Genomic DNA, 18,706 nt, shown 5'->3' with positions numbered 1-18,706 from the left:
AACCGACTATCCGTTGCGAGGGAACAGCGCGTTGCTGGGCGTCCGCCGATCGGTGATCTGCAGGCCAAACAGGCTGCCGACCAGCTCGGCGGCGACGCGCGCGGTGCGGCCGCGCTCGTCAAGAAACGGATTGAGTTCGACAATGTCGACCGACCGCACCAGGCCGGAATCGTGCAGCAGCTCCATGATCAGATGGGCTTCGCGATAGGTCGCGCCGCCCGGCACCGTGGTGCCGACGCCGGGAGCCACCGCGGGATCGAGAAAATCGACGTCGAAGCTCAAATGCAGCACGCCGTTCTGCGCCCGCACGCGTTCGATCACCTTGCGGATCAGCACGCCGACGCCGAATTCGTCGATCGCGCGCATGTCGGCGATGGCGACGCCGCGCTCGAACACCAGTTGCTTTTCCAGCGGGTCGATCGAGCGGATACCGAACAGGTCAAGCCGGTCGGGGCCGATCGAGGCGCGGATGCCTCCACCGAGCAGCCGGTCGAGCCCGGGCTCGCCGCACAGAAAAGCCGCGGACATGCCGTGCATGTTGCCGGTCTCCGTCGTCTGCGGCGTATTGTAGTCGGCATGGGCATCGAGCCATAACACGAACAGCGGCCGGCCCTGTTCCTGCCAATACCGCGCAACGCCGTTCACCGATCCCATCGACAGCGAGTGATCGCCGCCCATGAAGATCGGAACCGCGCCGGAACGCGCCAGCGCGTAGGAACGTTCGCTGAGCGCGCGGACCCAGGTCTTGATCACGTCATAATACTTGGCGTTCGCCGGTGGTGGCCCCTCGGCGGGAGCAACGCCAGGCCTGGGCATGTTTCCGTGGTCCTCGACGGCAAAGCCCAGCTGATCGAGGATGCGGCCGATGCCCGCGGTGCGCAGCGCGTCTGGCCCCATCAAGGTTCCGGGTTGCGAGGCCCCGATCTCGATCGGGACCCCGAGCAAGGCGATGCGCGGCTGGACAGCTTCGGGTTCGGACATCAGCGAGACTTTCAAGGCCGAACAAAGGGCGACGCCTTACGCCACTACGCCTTGAAATACGCGATTTGCGTTGTGGTGGCGAGCAGGCGCCCCGACGGCGACCACAATTCGCCGTGCTGATCACCGTAACTCCTGTGGAAAATTCGGGCGTCGGCAACCGCCAGCACATGGGTGATGTCCTCGGCCGCCAGCTCCTCCGACGCGGTGTGGAAATAGGTCGTAATGGATACCGTGCCGAACGGTATCAGCTCCTGACGCGCCAGAAAGACCCGGCCGAAGAAGGCGTCCGACATCGACATCAGCGAAAGCATGTCGATCTTCCTCGGCGTGTGGTCGCCGATCCATTGCTTGGAGAAGGCATCGCGCGGCGACACGGCGGGCGATCCGTAGAGGCTGGGCTCGCCCTCGACAAACCTGAAATCATACTGGTGGGTCCAGGTCATCTTGGTGCGCGGATAAGAACGCGCTTGCCCGAAAGGCGTGGCGGCGGGAAAGGCGGCCTGCTGGTGCGACCAGGATGGACGGCGCTCGGCGAAAACGGCGGTCGCCAGCGTCGCGACGTCGCCGCCGCTTTGCGACATCTCCACGCACCAATGCTGGCTCGACCGGTTGGCCTTGACCAGGCGGACGTCGAGATCGAAGGTCCCCTCCGCCACCGGCGCGCAGAAATTCACGGTCAGCGACAGCGGATCGCCCGCCCGCTGCGGATGGTCGATCAGCGCCCGCAGGATGGTGGCGGCGGTGCAGCCGCCGAACGGGCCGACAAAGGCCCAGTAGTCAGGGCTGGTCCGCCCCTGCCAGCGGCTGTCGCCGGCCGTGACCCGCGTGGCGTCGTCGAACAGGTGGGGAGCCTTGGTCAGCATGGGATTTCCTAGGGTTGCCGGCGCAGTATCACGGCTGGCTCGCCGAACTCAATGACGTGTGAGGCAATAATCCGGCCTTCGTCATGGCCGGGCTTGACCCGGCAATCCACGTCTTTCTCGCCGAACCGGGCTCAAGGCGTGGATGCCCGGCACAAGGCCGGGCATGACGACGGCTCGTGTCTCACCGCGTCGCGCCGCGCTGGGCTTCCTGCTCAGGCAGGCTCGCTACCGCGCGCACCGGCACATGCCAGATATCCTCGGCATATTCGCGGATGGTGCGATCGGAAGAGAACCACGGCATTCGCGCGACGTTGAGGATCGCGGCGCGGGTCCAGGCCGGCGCCACCTGCCAGCGGGCGTCGATGCCGCGCTGGGCGTCGTAATAGGAATCGAAATCGGCCGATACCATGTAGTGGTCAAGATAGCGCAGCGCGTGCCCGACCGAGGCAAAGCGGGCGGGATCGTCAGGCGAGAATGCGCCGCTCTCGATCGCGGCAATCGCCCGCGTCAGCCGCGGCGAACGGCCGATGGCGTCGGTCGCATCCAGTCCCTGCTTGCGCCGGACCATGACGTCGCCGGCTTCCAGGCCGAAGATCGCGATGTTTTCAGGCCCGACATGGTCGCGGATTTCGATATTGGCGCCGTCCAGCGTGCCGATGGTCAGTGCGCCGTTCAGCGCCAGCTTCATGTTGCCGGTGCCGGAGGCCTCCATGCCTGCGGTTGAAATCTGCTCCGACAGGTCGGCCGCCGGAATGATCACTTCGGCGAGGCTGACATTGTAGTCGGCGAGGAACACGACCTTGAGCCGGCCGGCGATATCATGGTCGTTGTTGACCGTCTCGGCGACGTCGTTGATCAACTTGATGATCAGCTTGGCGTAGCGGTAGCTCGCCGCCGCCTTGCCGGCGAAGATCTTTACCCGCGGCACCCAGTCGCGCTGCGGCTCGTCCTTGATCGCCTGATAAAGCGCGACGGTCTCGATGATATTGAGCAATTGCCGCTTGTATTCGTGGATGCGCTTGATCTGAACGTCGAACAGCGCCGACGGATCGAGATTGATGCCTGTTCGCTCGCCGATCAGCCGCGCCAATGCCAGCTTGTTGTGACGCTTGACCTCGCGGAAGCGTTGCTGGAACGCATTGTCGCCGGCGCGGCCTTCGAGGCGATCGAACAGCGAGAAGTCGTCGAGCACCGCCTCGCCGCAGGCCTCGCGCAGGAGGTCGGTCAGGCGCGGGTTGGCCAGCATCAGCCAGCGGCGGAAGGTGATGCCGTTGGTCTTGTTGGTGATGCGGCCGGGATAGAGATGGTGGAGATCCTGGAACACGGTCTCCCGCATCAGTTCGGAATGCATCGCCGAGACGCCGTTGATGCGATGGCAGCCGACGAAAGCGAGCTGCCCCATCCGTACCCTGCGCCCCGACGTCTCGTCGATCAGCGACACCGAAGCGCGGAAATCGACGTCGCCCGGACAGCGCATGTCGGCCAGCGCCAGGTGCGCAGCGTTGATCCGGTAGACGATTTCGAGATGCCGCGGCAACAGCCGCTCGAACAGTTCGAGCGGCCAGGTCTCCAGCGCTTCCGGCAACAGCGTGTGGTTGGTGTAGGCCAGCGTCGCCACCGTGACCTTCCATGCCTCGTCCCAGCGGAAATTGTGCAGGTCGACCAGGATCCGCATCAGCTCGGCGACGGCCAGGCTCGGATGGGTATCGTTGAGCTGCACCGCGACCTTCGAGGCGAGGCTGCGCAACTGCCCGTCGGAGGAGAGGTGCCGCTTGACCAGGTCCTGCAACGAGGCGGAAACAAAGAAATACTCCTGCCGCAACCGCAGCTCGCGCCCTGCAGGGCTCTCGTCATTGGGATAGAGGAATTTGCAGATCGATTCCGCGCGCGCTTCCTCGGCGACGGCCCCGAGATAGTCGCCGCTGTTGAAAACGTCGAGCCGCAGCGGATCGGGCGCGCGCGCCGACCACAGCCGCAGCGCGTTGACGTGCTCGCCGCGCCAGCCCACGATCGGGGTGTCGTAGGCGACGGCCTGCACGGTCTCCCCCGGCCGCCATGTCGCGCGGTCGCGCCCGCGGTCATCGACATGATCGACATGACCGCCGAAATGAATGTGGTAGATCACCTCCGGCCGCTGGAATTCCCAGGGGTTGCCGAAACTCAGCCATTCGTCGGGATATTCCTGCTGCCAGCCTTGCGCGATGATCTGGCGGAACAGGCCGAAATCGTAGCGGATGCCGTAGCCGGTGGCGGGAATCGCCAGCGTCGCCATGCTCTCCATGAAGCAGGCCGCGAGCCGCCCGAGGCCGCCATTGCCGAGCGCGGCGTCGGGCTCGCATTTGCGCAGGTCGTCAAGACCCACCCCGAGATCGCCAAGCGCCACCTCGAACTCCGGCAGCAGCCCCATGTTGTTCAGCGCATCGGTGAACAGCCGCCCGATCAGGAATTCGAGCGAGAGATAATAGACCCGCTTGCTGCCGGCGTCGTAGCTCTGCTTTTCCGCACTCAGCCAGCGGTGAACGATGCGGTCGCGCAGCGCCAGCGCCGCCGCCTTGTACCAGTCCCGCCGTGTCGCCATGCCGGCGTCCTTGCCGACCGCAAGCCGGAGCTTGACGAGGATGGCGCTCTTGATCTCGGCCAGCGCCAACTCGTCAAGCGCTGGATACTTCCCTGGGATTTTCTCTGGCAACACTTCATCCCTGCAGTTCAAAATCCGCGTCAGGCCACGCGGCTTGCACTCCGGCCGAAACCGCAGGCGGTATGTTGTACACCACCTGAATGCCAATTTATGCAAGGACCGGGCCGAATTCGCGGCATCGGCACGGTCGGGTTTTATGATAGAATTCAATCTGAAAGTGGGCGGGAAGATTTCCTGCCCGCGCCTGATGCCGGTTGGCGCGAGCAAGACGCGCATCAAATGAAGGGGAGGCCTGCCATGAGATTGATGATCGAGATCGCAGCCGCAACGCTTCTGGTGATCTGCATCAGCGCCACCGGCGCCGCGTTCGCAGCGGGCAAGGCGGGCAAGCGCGCCGATCCCCTGAGCTGTTCTTTCACCATAGCCAAAGGCGCTTCGTCGGCGGCGCGCTGTGCCGCGATCAAGCGGCAGTGCGGCGGGAAATTCTACGCCAATTACTGCGGCGACAGACTGCTGTCGGCGATGTGAGATCTCATCGCCATCGCCAGGCTCGCCGGGATGATGTCCCGCGAGCCGTGCTGCCGTCCGATCCGGAACAAATTAAGAACACCTTAGCAAGTATTTGATATACCATAGTGATTCGGCGCCGTGCCGACACAACATCTATGGTCTATCCGAGCTTGCGAGGACTATATGTCCACCACCGCCTTCGATCAATTCGCGCTCACCCGCATCGCCGACTACGCGCGGTCGCTGTCGCGCCTGCACCAGGCCGCGCGCCGCCAGGTCGTCGACGACGACGCGATCGACCGCGCGTTCAACGCGGTCTGCATGTCGGTATGGGGCTACACCACCGACGATTTCAGCGACGATCTGTTCTCGGCCGCCGATCACGCCTTTCTCGACGCGCTGGATGAGGCGCAGGCGCGGATATTCGCCGCCGAGCAGGGCTACGACCTCATCGACGATCAGGGCATGCTGACCGACTGGTGGGGTTATTGCTGGATGATACTGGCCGAGAAACGCGGCCTGCTGACGCCGGAAAACCGCGCCGCGGCGCGCGCGGCGATCGAGGAGAAATACCTGTCGGCGCCGAACGTGATCGGCGTCATCGTCGGGCGTTGACTTCGCTGGCGTTGAGCTGGTCTCCGTCATTCCGGGATGGTCCGAAGGACCAGACCTCAGATGCGCAATTGCGCATCGGGGAAGCTCGAGATTCTCAGGTGCGCAATTGCGCACCATAGTTCGATGCGTTGCATCGCCCCGGAATGACTGTGCGAGATTTTAGTTCACTTCAGCCCGCTTCGCAGCTTTCGGCATGGAAGCCTTCGGCACGCTCGACGTCACGTCGCGGGCTTCGGGTGTCACGATCTCGCGGACCATCTCCGCAGTGACCGGCGCCACCTTCATTTCGCCGAGCCGCGCGCGGACATCCGCCGTGAGGCCGGGATAGGCGGCAACCGGCGTGAACTCGGCGGCCTGGCCGACGCCGAGCCGCACGCCGGTATAGGCCACCAGTCCGTCGGTGGTGGCGACGATGTCGCCGGAGCGGAGCGAGGTGTCGAAGGTGAGGTCGATCGGCGCAAGTCCGAGCGGATTCTTGCCGTTGCAGGTGCAATCGGCGCGCAGCGCCTTGCGGTAGGCATAGGCGTTTTCACTGTCGGCGTAGCGCTCGCCATTGCTGGCGGCGGCGCCTTCGATGGTGCTGCCGTAGAACACCCTGGTTACGCTGGCCGGGCAGAAGGCCTGGCAGGTCTGCGCCGGCGAGGCGTTGCCGCGCATGGTCAGCGGAAAATACTTGCCGTCGCAGCTGCGCACGCAGAACGCCGGTCCGGAACCGGCGAGGCGGGGGGCTGGCGCGGGCTGTTGCGGTTGGCTGTTGCCGAACGGATCGGCGAAGAAGTTGAGCTGCGAGGAGGCCTGCCGCTGCTTCTGAAGGCCGCCGAAAAAGAACTCGAACAGGCCCGCGGCGGAGACGCTTCCGGGCGCAAGCATCAGGGCGCCCGAAAGCGTCGCGACCGCGACAAGCCGGGCGCGGCGCGGCCCGCGCGAAAAAGCCAACTCTGTACGCAACGCCAACTCCACCCACGCAACACTACGCACCGAAGCGCGCCATGCTTCAGTTCGGGTAACCTTAATGCGCGATGGTAAACGCGCAGTGACCGGGGCGGGGATAAGCGAAAAGAAAAGCGGCTTCCTCTTACCTCGCCCCGCATGCGGGGAGAGGTCGGATCGCAATTGCGATCCGGGTGAGGGGGTACCGGCCTCACCGTCAGCTTCAGAATTCGCGGCGCGATCCTTCTCCCCGCAAAGAGCGGGGCGAGGGAGAAGCGAGAAGATCAGCCCTTCAGGAACTCGCCGGCCTTGTAGAGCGAGCGAAACGCGATCCCGGCGGCGGCAAAGGTTTCGCTGGCGCCTTCTTCGCGATCCACCATGGTCAGGACCAGCACGATCTCGCCGCCGGCGTCGCGCACCGCCTCGACCGCCTTCAGCGCCGAGCCGCCGGTGGTGGTGACGTCCTCGACGATCACGATCCGCTTGCCCTGCAGGGTCTCGCCCCTGGCGAGGCCCTCGACCGCCAGCCGGGCGCCGTGCTCTTTCGGCTTCTTGCGCACGAAGAACGCCGCGATCGGGTGGCCCTTGATCCAGGAGAGCTGCGCGATCGCGCCCGCCAGCGGCACCGCGCCCATTTCCAGCCCGCCGACGAAATCGAGATTGTCGTCCTTCAGCGCCTCATAGGTCAGTTCCGCCAGCAGCGTCGCGCCTTCGGGATCGAGCATGGTCGGCTTGAGGTTGAAGTAGAAGTCGCTCTTGCGGCCCGAGGCCAGCGTGATCTCGCCGCGGCCGAACGAGCGTTTGCGGATGATCTCGGCGAGGCGGGCGCGGGAGGCTGATTTGGACAAGGCGTTTTCCGGGTCGTTTGAGGCGGACGGCAATCTATCGGTGCTCCCGGGCACATTCCAGCGCCGACCTCGTGCCGTCAACAGGGCACGATGTCCCGCCGCGGCCACGCGGGCGCGGGGACGACATTCGCAAAAGCCCGTTGTAAGCCCCGTCGGTTCCGCGCTACGGGAGGTCAAAGCATCAACAAGCTCTTGTGGGGGAAACCAGTCCATGACGATCGAATTGCACACCTGGAATACGCCGAATGGCCGCAAGATATCGGTGGCGCTGGAGGAAATGGCGCTGCCCTACAAGGTGTTTCCGGTGAACATCAGCAAGGGCGAACAGATGGCGCCCGCCTTTCTCAAGATCAGCCCGAACAACAAGATTCCCGCGATCGTCGATCCCGACGGCCCTGAGGGCAAGCCGGTCAGCGTGTTCGAGTCCGGGGCGATCCTGCTTTACCTCGGCGAGAAGACCGGCAAGTTCCTGCCGAAGCCGCTCGCCGGGCGGATCCCGGTGTATGAATGGCTGATGTGGCAGATGGGCGGCTTCGGGCCGATGCCGGGCCAGGTGCATCATTTCATCGCGCTGGAGAACGAGACCGACCGCGCCTATGGCCTCAAACGCTACATGGACGAGACCCGGAGGCTCTACGGCGTACTCGACCGCCGGCTGGCGGGGCGCGACTTCGTCGCGGACGCCTTGTCGGTCGCCGACTTCGCCATCCTCGGCTGGGCCTGGCGCCACCCGCGCCACAAGGTGGAGCTGAAGGATTTTCCCCATGTCGAGCGCTGGTACTACGCTCTGATGGCGCGGCCGGCGACCAAGCGCGGCATGGAAGCCAAGCTGGATTGATTCTCTCGGCCCCACCCAGAGCTGTCGTCGCCCGGCTTGACCGGGCGATCCAGTACGCCGGGGCCTATCCAGTGAAGTACGATAGCCAGCGCGGCACAACTGTGCCTCACACTCCGCGGCCTGGAATACTGGGTCGCCCGGTCAAGCCGGGCGACGACAGTCTAGCTGGCTCAATGCGCCTCGTCCCAGTTGCTCGCCGCGCGCGCGTCGACCTGTAGCGGCACCGAGAGCCGCACCGCCGGGAATGGCGCATCCTGCATCACGCGCTGCACCACCGGCAGCGTCGCCGCCACCTCGGTCTCGGGCACCTCGAAAATCAGTTCGTCGTGGACCTGCAGCAGCATCTGCGCTGCGAGCTTCTTCTCGGCCAGTGCGTCCTCCATGCGGATCATGGCGCGGCGGATGATGTCGGCCGCGGTGCCCTGCAGCCGTGCATTGATCGCGGCGCGCTCGTTGAAGGCGCGGACCGAGGCGTTGGAGGCCTTGATATCAGGGTAATGGCATTTGCGCCCGAACAGCGTCTCGACATAGCCGTTGGCGCGGCAGAAGTCGCGTGTGGCGTCCATGTAGGCGCGGATGCCAGGAAAGCGCTCGAAGTATTTCTTGATGTAGGCTGAGGCTTCCTCGCGGGCGATGCCGAGCTGGTTGGCCAGACCAAAGGCCGAGATGCCGTAGATGATGCCGAAATTGATCGCTTTCGCCCGGCGGCGCACCTCGCCCGGCATGTCCTTGATCGGCACTCCGAACATTTCGGAAGCCGTCATGGCATGGATGTCCAGCCCGTCGCGGAACGCCTGTTTCAGCACGGCGATGTCGGCGATCTCCGCCAGCAGCCGCAGTTCGATCTGCGAATAATCCGCCGATACCAGCCTGTGGCCTGATGTCGCGACAAAGGCGCGGCGGATCTTGCGGCCGTCCTCGGTGCGGACCGGGATGTTCTGCAAGTTCGGCTCGTTCGACGACAGCCGCCCGGTGGTGGTGGCCGCCAGCGCGTAGGTCGTATGCACGCGCTTGGTCTGCGGATGGACATATTCCGGCAGCGCGTCGGTATAGGTCGATTTCAGTTTCGAGACCTGCCGCCATTCCAGGATCTTCTTCGGGAACTCGTGCCCCTGTTCGGCGAGCTCGTCGAGGATCTGCGCCGAGGTCGACCACGCCCCGGTTTTGGTCTTGGTGCCGCCGGTGATCCCCATCTTGCCGAAGATGATGTCGCCGATCTGCTTCGGACTGCCGACATTGATCGGTTCGCCCGCGATCTCCTGCAACTCGGCTTCGACCCGCGCCGCGGTCTGGGCGAATTCGCCCGACAGCCGTGACAGCACCTGGCGGTCGATCGAGATGCCGCGCCGCTCCATCCGCGCCAGCACCGAGATCAGCGGTCGCTCCAGCGTCTCGTACACCGTGGTCATCCGCTCGGCGGCCAGCCGGGGTTTCAAGATCCGCCACAGCCGCACGATCACGTCGGCGCTTTCGGCGGAATATTCGGCGGCCCTGTCGATGGCGACCTGGCCGAAGGCGAGCTTGTTCTTGCCGCTGCCGGTCATCTCGCCATAGCTGATGACGGCGTGGCCCAGCCAGCGCTCGGCCAGCGCCTCGAGGCCGTGCGCATTGCGGCCGGCATCCAGCGCGTACGACATCAACTGCGCGTCGTCATGGTTGCACAGCGTGACGCCGTGCTGCGCCAGCATCACCGCGCTGAACTTGATGTTGAACCCGATCTTGAGGATGCCCGCCGATTCCAAGAGCGGCTTCAACACCGCCAGCGCTTCGCTGGTCGCGATCTGGTCCGGCGCCGGGCCGGCGTCGAACAGGCCCTCGCCGCCGCCGGATTGCCGGTGGGCGAGCGGGACGTAGCAGGCGTCATTGGGCGCGAGCGCCAGCGCAATCCCCGATAACTCTCCCTGCATCGGATCGATCGTGTGGGACATCGCCTCGATGGCGAAGAAACCGGCATCGTGGACGCGGGCGAGCCAGGCCTGGAGCTGATCGAGGCTGCGGATGGTCTGATACTTCTTGCGGTCGAAGGGGATCTTCCGGATCGCCTGCTCACGCGCGCCGGCGAGGGATATAGGCGTGCCCTTCAGGCTCGCGGCCTTGTCGCCCTTGGTCGATGCGCCCCCTCTCCCGCTTGCAGGGGAGGGCTGAGGTGGGGGTGTTTCCGCATGTGAAGCGCCTGAGTTCGCGAAAAGATCTCCCCCAGCCGCCGCGCTTCGCGCGCTGAGCTCCCCCGCAGGCGGGAGAAGTGAAGGACCGCCGCTCTTGTTCGCCGCATCGGCTTCGACATCCGATGGATCGATCTGCGAATAGTCGGCGACGCGGCGGGTGAGGGTGGCAAATTCCATCGCCTTGAGGAAGGCGATCAGCTTGCGCGCGTCGGGCTCATGCACCGCGAGCTCGTCGAGCGGCACCTCGAGATCGACCTTGTCGTCCAGCAGCACCAGCTTGCGCGAAATCCGCGCCTTCTCGGCGTTCTCGATCAGCGCCTCGCGCCGCTTCGGCTGCTTGATCTCGCCGGCGCGGAACAGCAGTTGCTCCAGGTCGCCATATTCGACGATCAGTTGCGCCGCGGTCTTGACGCCGATGCCCGGCACGCCCGGCACGTTGTCCGTCGAATCGCCCGCCAGCGCCTGCACCTCGACGACCTTCTCCGGCGGCACGCCGAACTTCTCGATCACCTCGGCAATGCCGATCCGGCGGTCCTTCATGGTGTCGTACATGGTGACCTTGTCGGTCACGAGCTGCATCAGGTCCTTGTCGGAGGAAACGATGGTGGTGGTCGCGCCGCGCTCAGTGGCAAGCCGCGCATAGGTCGCGATCAAATCGTCGGCCTCGAAGCCACCCTGCTCCAGGCAGGGCAGGTCGAACGCGCGTACCGCCTCGCGGATCAGCGCAAATTGCGGGATCAGATCATCAGGCGCCGGCGGCCGGTGCGCCTTGTACTCGGGATAAAGCTTGTTGCGGAAGGTCACTTCGGACTTGTCGAACACGATCGCCAGATGCGTCGGCCGGTTGTCCGGCGGCATCTCCCGCAGCAGCTTCCACAGCATGTTGCAGAAGCCGAGCACGGCATTGACCTGCAGCCCGTCGGATTTGCGGTTCAGCGGCGGCAGCGCATGATAGGCGCGAAAAATGTAGGAGGAACCATCGACCAGAAAGACATGGTCGCCCTTGCCGGGCAGCTTGGCGGGTTTCTCGGCGGCTTTGGGGGCTGTTTTCGGCATGGCCGAAATCTAGGGGTTTTTGCGCGGAATGACAGCCTTAGGGGTCGGGTTGTGCCGGGATTTTTCTGTTTTGTCCCGGATCAAGGGGATCGGTTGCAAGTGTGTCCGTTCCATGCCCCCTTGTGGTCCCGGCGCACCGAAGGGAAGCGAAATGACCACGCCACTCGATACGCTGATGGAGAAGCTGCGTGGCGTCGAGGCCGAGATCGAGGTCGAGCTGACGAAGCGGAGGGAAGAACTGCGCTTCCATATCGAAAAGCGAAGGATCTTGTTCGAGGAGGAGGTGCTGCGGCTTCACCGGGAGCTCAAGACGCGGGTGTCACGCTACGTCATCGAGGCCAATCTGCTGACGGTCCTGACGGCGCCTGTGATCTATTCCATGATCGTACCGATCGCGCTGCTCGATCTCGCGGTCATGCTTTTTCAGGCGATCTGCTTTCCGATCTACCGGATTCCGAAAGTGCGACGGCGCGACTATCTGGTGTTCGATCGCCATCATCTGGCCTATCTGAACATCATCGAAAAGATCAATTGCGCCTATTGCTCCTATGCCGGCGGTGCAATCGGGTTCGCGCGCGAGGTGGCCGCGCGCACCGAAGTATTATGGTGCCCGATCAAGCACGCCCGCCGGGTGCTGGGCCCGCATCCGCACTATCAGGGTTTTGCCGATTTCGGCGATGCCGAGGGCTTTCGTGCCAGAATCGAGCAGACGAAGGGCGGCGTAAAGCTCGAAGCCCCGCGCTGAACCCGGCGGCTACTCCGCCGGCTGCAACGCCGGAGCCGGCCTTTTCGGAACGATCCAGAAGGCGTCGGGCCGCTCGAACAGGAAGTTCGCCCGCAGCGCCAGCGCCAGCCGCCAGATCGCCACCGCGCCTGCGACGCCGGCGACGGTCACGATCAGCGAGACCAGGCCGACGTCAGGGATGAGCCCGCTGCGCAGCAACAGGGTTCGGGTCGCGGCCATCGGCAGGAAGAACGCGAGATAGATCACGATGGAATGCTCGCCGCAATAGCGCAGGAAGCCGAGCCACTGGGTGCGCGACAGCAAGGTCGCCATCACCACGATGGCGCCGGCGCCGGCGAGCCCGAGCGCCAGCGAAACCAGCGGCCATTCGCTGAAGCCCGACCATACGATGCCGCCATTGAAAAGCGCCCACAGCGCCAACCCGACAAGCGCCAGCGAAGGCTTCGCCCGCGCGCGATCGGAAAGTGCGAAGACGTAGCCTGCAAGAATGTAACCGGAGTAAAAATAGACGAAGCGCGCGCAGAATTCGTCGATGACCGTCCAGCCCGTGGCGACGTGGGCGATCTCCAGCGCGGCGGCGACCAGCCAGACCGCCATCGGCGGGACTCGTCGTGACAGTTTGGTGACGACAAAGCAGATCGGCAGCAAATAAATGAACCACAGCGTGCCGAACGGCTCGATGAAGGCCTCCAGGTACAACAGGCCGACGTGTCGCCAGCCGGCCTCGGCGGCGAAGCCCGGCGCCTTGAAGCCGAACTGGATCGTCACCCAGAGCAGGTAAAAATAGGCGAAGTGGACCACCTTGCGGTCGAGATAGGTACGCCAGTCGCGGTCGATCACCACCGCCAGGAACAGCCCTGAAATCAGGAAGAAGTCCGGCATCCGGAACGGCTTGGCGTAGGTCACGAAGTGGTTCATGAAGCCGGTCTGGCCGGCCGCGGCCTCGACGCCCAGCACCGAATGCATCATCACCACCATGACGATGCAGATGCCCTTGGCGTAGTCCACCCAGTCGATCCGGGCGGAACGCTCGGGTGATACGAATATCCCGTTTACAGTCATCGGTGTCCCTTTTCGGCGCAGCGCGGCCGCATTCTGGGCCCGATCCGTTGCCTTCTCCTCTATTCCTTCAAATCACATGCCCTTTTTTCCGGAGCCCGCCCTTTCCCTCGGGCTGAAAAATGTCCTAAGACGCGGTCGCGTTAACCATCGAAAGCGGATGCTTGCATGCGAATTGCCATGATCGGCACGGGCTATGTGGGGCTGGTGTCGGGCGCCTGCTTTGCCGACTTCGGCCATCAGGTCACCTGCGTTGACAAGGACGCCGGCAAGATCGCCGCCTTGCTCCGGGGCGAAATGCCGATCTTCGAGCCTGGGCTCGACGCGCTGGTCGCCGCCAACGTCAAGGCCAAGCGGCTGGACTTCACCACCGAGTTCGCCGCGCCGGTCGCCGAGGCCGAGGCGGTGTTCATCGCCGTCGGCACGCCGTCGCGGCGCGGCGACGGCCATGCCGATCTGAGCTATGTCCACGCCGCCGCGCGCGAGATCGCGGCCGCGCTTTCCGGCTTCACGGTGGTCGTCACCAAATCGACGGTGCCGGTCGGCACCGGCGACGAGGTCGAGCGGTTGATCCGCGAAGCCAATCCGTCCGCTGACGTGGTGGTCGCCTCCAATCCGGAATTCCTGCGCGAGGGCGCCGCGATCCGCGACTTCAAATTCCCCGACCGCGTCGTGGTCGGCACGCTGGACGAGCGCGGGCGCAAGGTGCTCGGCGACATCTACCGGCCGCTGTCGCTCAACAAGGCGCCTCTGATGTTCACGGCGCGACGCACCGCCGAACTGATCAAATACGCGGCGAACGCATTCCTTGCCACCAAGATCACCTTCATCAACGAGATCGCCGACCTGTCGGAAAAGGTCGGCGCCGACGTCCAGGAAGTCGCGCGCGGCATCGGGCTCGACAACCGCATCGGCTCGAAATTCCTGCATGCCGGTCCCGGCTTCGGCGGCTCCTGTTTTCCAAAGGATACCCGCGCGCTGGTCAAGATCGCGCTCGATCACGATGTGCAATTGCGGATCGTCGAGGCGGTGCTCGGCGTCAACGAGAACCGCAAGCGCGCGATGGCGCGCAAGGTTTCCCATGCGGCCGGCGGCAATCTGCGCGGCAAGACCGTGGCGGTGCTGGGGCTCACCTTCAAGCCCGACACCGACGACATGCGCGAGGCGCCGTCGATCCCGCTGGTCACCGGCCTGCTCGATATGGGCGCAAGAGTGCGCGCGCACGATCCGGTCGGCATGGAGCAGGCACGGCGCGAACTGCCTGACATCGAATATTGCGACGACCCCTATGAGTGCGCGCGAGGCGCCGATGTACTGGTGATCGTCACCGAGTGGGCCCAGTTCCGGGCGCTCGATCTGGCGCGCCTGAAGGGCGAAATGGCGCGGCCGGTCGTGGTCGACCTGCGCAATGTCTATCGCCCCGACGACATGGCGGCTCATGGCTTTATCTATGAGAGCGTGGGGCGGGCGGCTGAGCCGGCAAAGTGAAGCCGCTGGGTCCGTCGTCGCCGGAGCTTTCCTGTCCGCCCGGCTTCTGCGCGCTGTTCGTGTATCGGGAACGTGGAGGTCCGGCACGAGGCCGGGCATGACGCATTGGTGAAATCCTTGCCGCGCAGCTTCGACACGCCTCTGCCGATCGACGCGGTGCTGGACGAACTGTCCCGGACGCTGACGGCGCATACCGCCGCAGTGCTGGTGGCCCCTCCGGGGGCCGGCAAGACGACGCGGGTGCCGCTGGCGCTGCTGGACGCGCCCTGGCTGCAAGGCCGGAAGATCATCATGCTGGAGCCGCGGCGGATCGCGGCGCGGGCCAGCGCCGAGCGCATGGCGCGGACGCTCGGCGAGCGCGCCGGGGAGACCGTCGGCTACCGCGTCCGTTTCGGTTCGAAGATATCGCGCGCGACCCGGATCGAAGTCGTCACCGAGGGAATCTTCTCGCGGCAGATTCTCGACGATCCCGAACTGAACGGCGTCGCCGCCGTGCTGTTTGACGAATTCCACGAACGCTCGCTCGACGCCGATCTCGGGCTGGCGCTGGCGCGGGATGTGCAGACGGGGTTGCGCGAGGATCTGCGTCTCCTGGTGATGTCAGCGACACTCGATGGCGCGCGGGTCGGCAAATTGCTGGGCAACGCGCCGGTGATTGCCAGCGAAGGCCGCGCCTTTCCGGTCGAGACGCGCTATCTCGGCCGCAAGGCCGATGCGCCGCTGGAGCGGCAGATGGCGGACGCGATCGCGTCAGCGCTGCGCGCCGACCCCGGCTCGGTGCTGGCCTTCCTGCCGGGTGCCGCCGAAATCCGCCGCACCCAGAATTTTCTCGCCGAGCGGGTTCATGATCCCGGCGTCGAAATCGTGCCGCTGTACGGCGCGCTCGATGCCGCCGTGCAGGACCGCGCCATCGCGCCGGCGCCCAAGGGAAGCCGCAAGGTGGTGCTGGCGACCTCGATTGCCGAAACCTCGCTGACCATCGAGGGCGTCCGTATCGTGGTCGATTCCGGCATGGCGCGGGTGCCGCGCTACGAGCCAGATATCGGCCTGACGCGGCTGGAAACCGTGCGCGCCTCGCGCGCCGCGGTCGATCAGCGCCGCGGCCGCGCCGGCCGCACCGAGCCTGGCGTATGCTACCGGCTGTGGGACGAACCGCAGACCGCCTCGCTTGCCGCCTACACGAGGCCCGAAATTCTCTCGGCCGACCTTTCCTCGCTGGTGCTGGATCTGGCGCAGTGGGGCGTCCGCGATCCCACGACGTTGGCGTTTCTCGATTCCCCGCCGGCGGCGGCGCTCAAGGAAGCCAACAGCCTGCTCCGCGAACTCGGCGCACTCGACGCCGATGGCCGGATCACGACGGAAGGCCGCAGCCTCCGCGCGCTGGCGCTGCCGCCGCGGCTGGCGCGCATGATCGTGGATTCGCATCGGCTGGGGGCGGGCGAAGCGGCCGCCGAGATCGCCGCTGTCCTGACCGAGCGCGGCCTTGGCGGCGACAGTGTCGATCTCGATCACAGGCTTGACCAGTTCCGCCGCGACCGCTCGCCGCGCGCCAGCAGCGCGCGCACCCTGGCGCAACGCTGGGCGCAGCAGGTGGCGGCGACGGAAGGCCCGCCCGGCCAGCATTTCGCGCCTTCCACCGGGATCATGCTGGCGCTGGCGTTTCCCGACCGGGTCGCGCGCAACCGCGGCAGCGGCAGTTTCGTGCTGGCCAATGGCCGCGGCGCCGCCGTCGATCAAACCTCGTCACTGGCGCGCGCGCCCTATGTCGCGGTTGCCGAACTGACCGGCACCGCCGCCCAAGGGCGCATTCTGCTGGCGGCGCCGATCACCCAGGACGAGATCGAAGTGCACTTCGCCGACCAGATCGTAAACTCGGAGGAGATTTCGTTTGATCGCAGCGCGATGGCGCTGCGGGCGCGCCGCAGGCGGACGCTGCACGCGATCACCCTGTCGGAAGCGCCGGTCGCGTTGTCGCCCTCGGCGGAAACGGCGCGCGTCTTCGCCGCAGGCCTGGTCGCCGCCGGACTCGACAAGCTGCCATGGTCGAAGTCCCTCAAGCAATGGCGCGACCGCGTCACCTTTCTGCGCAAGGCCGAGGGCGATAGCTGGCCCGATCTGTCCGACGCGGCGCTGGCGGCGGACTGCGAGAACTGGCTGGCGCCCGTTCTCTACGACAAATCCTCGTTGAAGGAGATTTCAACCGGGGACCTCTCGGACGCGCTGGTGGCGCGGTTGCCGTGGGAGTTGCGCGCGCGGCTGGAGCGCGAGGCGCCGACCCATTTCGAGGCCCCCACCGGCACGATGCTGGCGATCGACTACGAGGCCGAGCAGGGGCCGACCATTGCGGTCCGGCTGCAGGAATTGTTCGGCCTCAACACCCACCCCTCCATCGCCAGGGGCGCGGTGCCGCTGGTGCTGGAACTGCTGTCGCCGGCGCAGCGGCCGGTGCAGGTAACGCGCGATCTTCCGGGGTTCTGGCGCGGCAGCTATGCGGCCGTGCGCGCCGACCTTCGCGGCCGCTATCCGCGCCACCCTTGGCCGGAGGACCCGGCAACCGCGCAGCCGACGCGCCGGGTCAAGCCGCGCGGGACATGAGCGCCGACGTTAACGCTTCACTCATCCTTTTCGGCGAAATGGCGGCCTTGCCCGTGTACCGGCCGCCTCCGTTAGTCGCGGCTTGGCGGCTGGCGTGGTGATATCGGCCGTCTGGCAAGCGAGTAGGGCGTGATGCGTAACCTGATGATCTTTGCCGCCATCCTGATCGGCCTCGGCACCTTCATGGCGCAGATGGCGGACAAGATGTCCCCGGCGCCGGCATCCAGCCCATCGCCGAAAAAGGCTTCCACGGAGACGGTCGGGCGAGCCTCCGGGCGAAGCCTCGACATCTCCCCCGACGCCCGCGGCCATTTCCAGGCCGACGGCCGCATCGAGGGGCAGCGCGTCAACTTCGTCATCGACACCGGCGCCTCGCTGGTGGCGCTGAACGAGAAGTCCGCGGCGCGGTTCGGCCTGCGTCCCTCCCGCGGCGACTACAATGCGATGGTCACCACCGCCAACGGCACCATCAAGGCGGCGCGCACGCGGCTAGCCATGATCGAACTCGGCGGGATCGTGGTGCGCGACGTCGAGGCCCTGGTGCTGCCGGACGAAGCGCTGTCGGAGAACCTGCTCGGCCTGTCGTTTCTGTCGAAGCTGAAGCGCTACGAATACGCCAGGGGCCGGCTGGTGCTGGAGCAGTAGAAATTGCCGTTTTTTGACTACGGCCCCTCCCGAAATGACCGTCGGCATGCTATGTTTTATTGATGAATTGCGCCGAAGCCCTAGAGACCCTGCGACGCTCCGAGCAAGCCCTGCGTGGGCGCGGCGTAATGCATGCCGCGTTGTTCGGCTCAGTGGCGCGTGGCGACAACCGTTCGGGAAGCGACATCGATATCATGATCGAAATCGATCCGGACGCCCGCATTACGGTCTTCGATTACGTGGACATCAAGGAATACATAGCGAAGCTTTTTGATGAGCCGGTGGATGTTGTGAACCGGGAGGGGCTCAAACCCTACGTTCGCCCCGCGGCGGTCGCCGACATGATCTATGCCTTCTGACCATACGGAGCGCGCGCTTCGCGATATCCTGCATCCCATCGACTTGGCGCAGCGCTTCGTCGAAGGACTTGACCGCGAAGCTTTCAAGGCGGACGTGCGCGCGTTCTACGCAGTGACTCGCTGTTTGGAGATCATATCTGAAGCCTCTCGGCGTCTGCCGAATGAGCTTAAAGCGAAGCACTCCGGGATTTCGTGGAATCAGATGGCCAGCGCCGGAAACGTCTATCGTCACGACTACGAGGATGTTGTGGCCCAACTGGTTTGGGACACTGTGCATCAAGCCCTGCCGCAACTGAAATTTGTCATCGCAGCAGAAATTCGGCGTTGGGACGGCTAGGCGGCGACAAGCTTGTTCCGACCGCCAAAATCCA

At 65.2% G+C, this 18,706-nt stretch carries 16 protein-coding genes; 9 read left to right on the top strand and 7 right to left on the bottom strand.

Annotated elements, in window-relative coordinates:
* Window positions 1-6: 6 nt before the first annotated feature.
* The 3 genes from rocF to Q0D31_RS13040 form a co-directional block, all read right to left on the bottom strand.
* Entirely contained in the window at window positions 7-981 is a 975-nt protein-coding gene (gene rocF / locus Q0D31_RS13050; protein WP_291851127.1) for an arginase, read from the bottom strand.
* Window positions 982-1,025: 44 nt separating this feature from the next.
* On the bottom strand, window positions 1,026-1,844 hold the full coding sequence (locus Q0D31_RS13045; protein WP_291851124.1) for a thioesterase family protein: 819 nt from the start codon (window positions 1,842-1,844) through the stop codon (window positions 1,026-1,028).
* Between the two features lie 181 nt (window positions 1,845-2,025).
* A complete protein-coding gene (locus Q0D31_RS13040) occupies window positions 2,026-4,536 on the bottom strand; it encodes a glycogen/starch/alpha-glucan phosphorylase (RefSeq protein WP_291851121.1) in 2,511 nt (836 codons plus the stop codon).
* A gap of 243 nt (window positions 4,537-4,779) precedes the next feature.
* On the opposite strand from Q0D31_RS13040, the gene Q0D31_RS13035 reads away from it, so the two are divergent.
* Together Q0D31_RS13035 and Q0D31_RS13030 are read left to right on the top strand one after the other, a co-directional pair.
* Window positions 4,780-5,010, top strand: coding sequence for a hypothetical protein (locus Q0D31_RS13035; RefSeq protein ID WP_291851117.1), 231 nt, complete (start codon window positions 4,780-4,782; stop codon window positions 5,008-5,010).
* Between the two features lie 165 nt (window positions 5,011-5,175).
* Window positions 5,176-5,607: a hypothetical protein gene (locus Q0D31_RS13030; RefSeq protein ID WP_291851114.1), complete on the top strand. Its 432-nt coding sequence runs from the start codon at window positions 5,176-5,178 to the stop codon at window positions 5,605-5,607.
* Window positions 5,608-5,766: 159 nt separating this feature from the next.
* On the opposite strand, the gene Q0D31_RS13025 is transcribed toward Q0D31_RS13030, so the two are convergent.
* Together Q0D31_RS13025 and pyrE are read right to left on the bottom strand one after the other, a co-directional pair.
* A complete protein-coding gene (locus Q0D31_RS13025; RefSeq protein WP_291851111.1) occupies window positions 5,767-6,555 on the bottom strand; it encodes a DUF2865 domain-containing protein in 789 nt (262 codons plus the stop codon).
* A gap of 266 nt (window positions 6,556-6,821) precedes the next feature.
* The gene (pyrE, locus tag Q0D31_RS13020) at window positions 6,822-7,385 is read right to left on the bottom strand and encodes an orotate phosphoribosyltransferase (RefSeq protein ID WP_291851108.1); all 564 of its coding nucleotides are present in this window, start codon (window positions 7,383-7,385) and stop codon (window positions 6,822-6,824) included.
* 211 nt (window positions 7,386-7,596) lie between these two features.
* Between pyrE and Q0D31_RS13015 the strand changes: the two genes are divergently transcribed.
* On the top strand, window positions 7,597-8,223 hold the full coding sequence (locus Q0D31_RS13015; RefSeq protein WP_291851105.1) for a glutathione S-transferase family protein: 627 nt from the start codon (window positions 7,597-7,599) through the stop codon (window positions 8,221-8,223).
* A gap of 170 nt (window positions 8,224-8,393) precedes the next feature.
* On the opposite strand, the gene polA is transcribed toward Q0D31_RS13015, so the two are convergent.
* Window positions 8,394-11,444, bottom strand: a complete 3,051-nt coding sequence (polA, locus tag Q0D31_RS13010; RefSeq protein WP_291851102.1) for a DNA polymerase I — start codon at window positions 11,442-11,444, stop codon at window positions 8,394-8,396.
* 151 nt (window positions 11,445-11,595) lie between these two features.
* Between polA and Q0D31_RS13005 the strand changes: the two genes are divergently transcribed.
* Entirely contained in the window at window positions 11,596-12,189 is a 594-nt protein-coding gene (locus Q0D31_RS13005; protein ID WP_291851098.1) for a hypothetical protein, read from the top strand.
* Between the two features lie 9 nt (window positions 12,190-12,198).
* On the opposite strand, the gene Q0D31_RS13000 is transcribed toward Q0D31_RS13005, so the two are convergent.
* Window positions 12,199-13,251: an acyltransferase family protein gene (locus tag Q0D31_RS13000; protein WP_291851096.1), complete on the bottom strand. Its 1,053-nt coding sequence runs from the start codon at window positions 13,249-13,251 to the stop codon at window positions 12,199-12,201.
* Window positions 13,252-13,416: 165 nt separating this feature from the next.
* Between Q0D31_RS13000 and Q0D31_RS12995 the strand changes: the two genes are divergently transcribed.
* The 5 genes from Q0D31_RS12995 to Q0D31_RS12975 all read left to right on the top strand — a co-directional run bounded on the left by Q0D31_RS12995 (window position 13,417) and on the right by Q0D31_RS12975 (window position 18,672).
* Entirely contained in the window at window positions 13,417-14,736 is a 1,320-nt protein-coding gene (locus Q0D31_RS12995) for a UDP-glucose/GDP-mannose dehydrogenase family protein (protein ID WP_291851093.1), read from the top strand.
* 117 nt (window positions 14,737-14,853) lie between these two features.
* Window positions 14,854-17,331 (top strand): ATP-dependent helicase HrpB, encoded by a 2,478-nt coding sequence (gene hrpB, locus Q0D31_RS12990; RefSeq protein ID WP_291851417.1) that lies wholly within the window; start codon window positions 14,854-14,856, stop codon window positions 17,329-17,331.
* Window positions 17,332-17,475: 144 nt separating this feature from the next.
* On the top strand, window positions 17,476-17,976 hold the full coding sequence (locus tag Q0D31_RS12985) for a TIGR02281 family clan AA aspartic protease (RefSeq protein ID WP_291851414.1): 501 nt from the start codon (window positions 17,476-17,478) through the stop codon (window positions 17,974-17,976).
* Window positions 17,977-18,038: 62 nt separating this feature from the next.
* Window positions 18,039-18,335 (top strand): nucleotidyltransferase domain-containing protein, encoded by a 297-nt coding sequence (locus Q0D31_RS12980; protein WP_291851090.1) that lies wholly within the window; start codon window positions 18,039-18,041, stop codon window positions 18,333-18,335.
* The gene (locus Q0D31_RS12975; RefSeq protein WP_291851087.1) at window positions 18,325-18,672 is read left to right on the top strand and encodes a HepT-like ribonuclease domain-containing protein; all 348 of its coding nucleotides are present in this window, start codon (window positions 18,325-18,327) and stop codon (window positions 18,670-18,672) included. Before Q0D31_RS12980 ends, Q0D31_RS12975 begins: the two co-directional genes overlap by 11 nt.
* The last annotated feature ends 34 nt before the right edge of the window (window positions 18,673-18,706 follow it).

Origin of the sequence: Bradyrhizobium sp., assembly GCF_022844465.1 — a bacterium.
In the GTDB taxonomy this organism is placed as follows: Bacteria; Pseudomonadota; Alphaproteobacteria; order Rhizobiales; family Xanthobacteraceae; genus Bradyrhizobium.
Note: the sequence above shows the minus strand (reverse complement) of the source record. Positions and strands in the feature narration are given on the sequence as shown.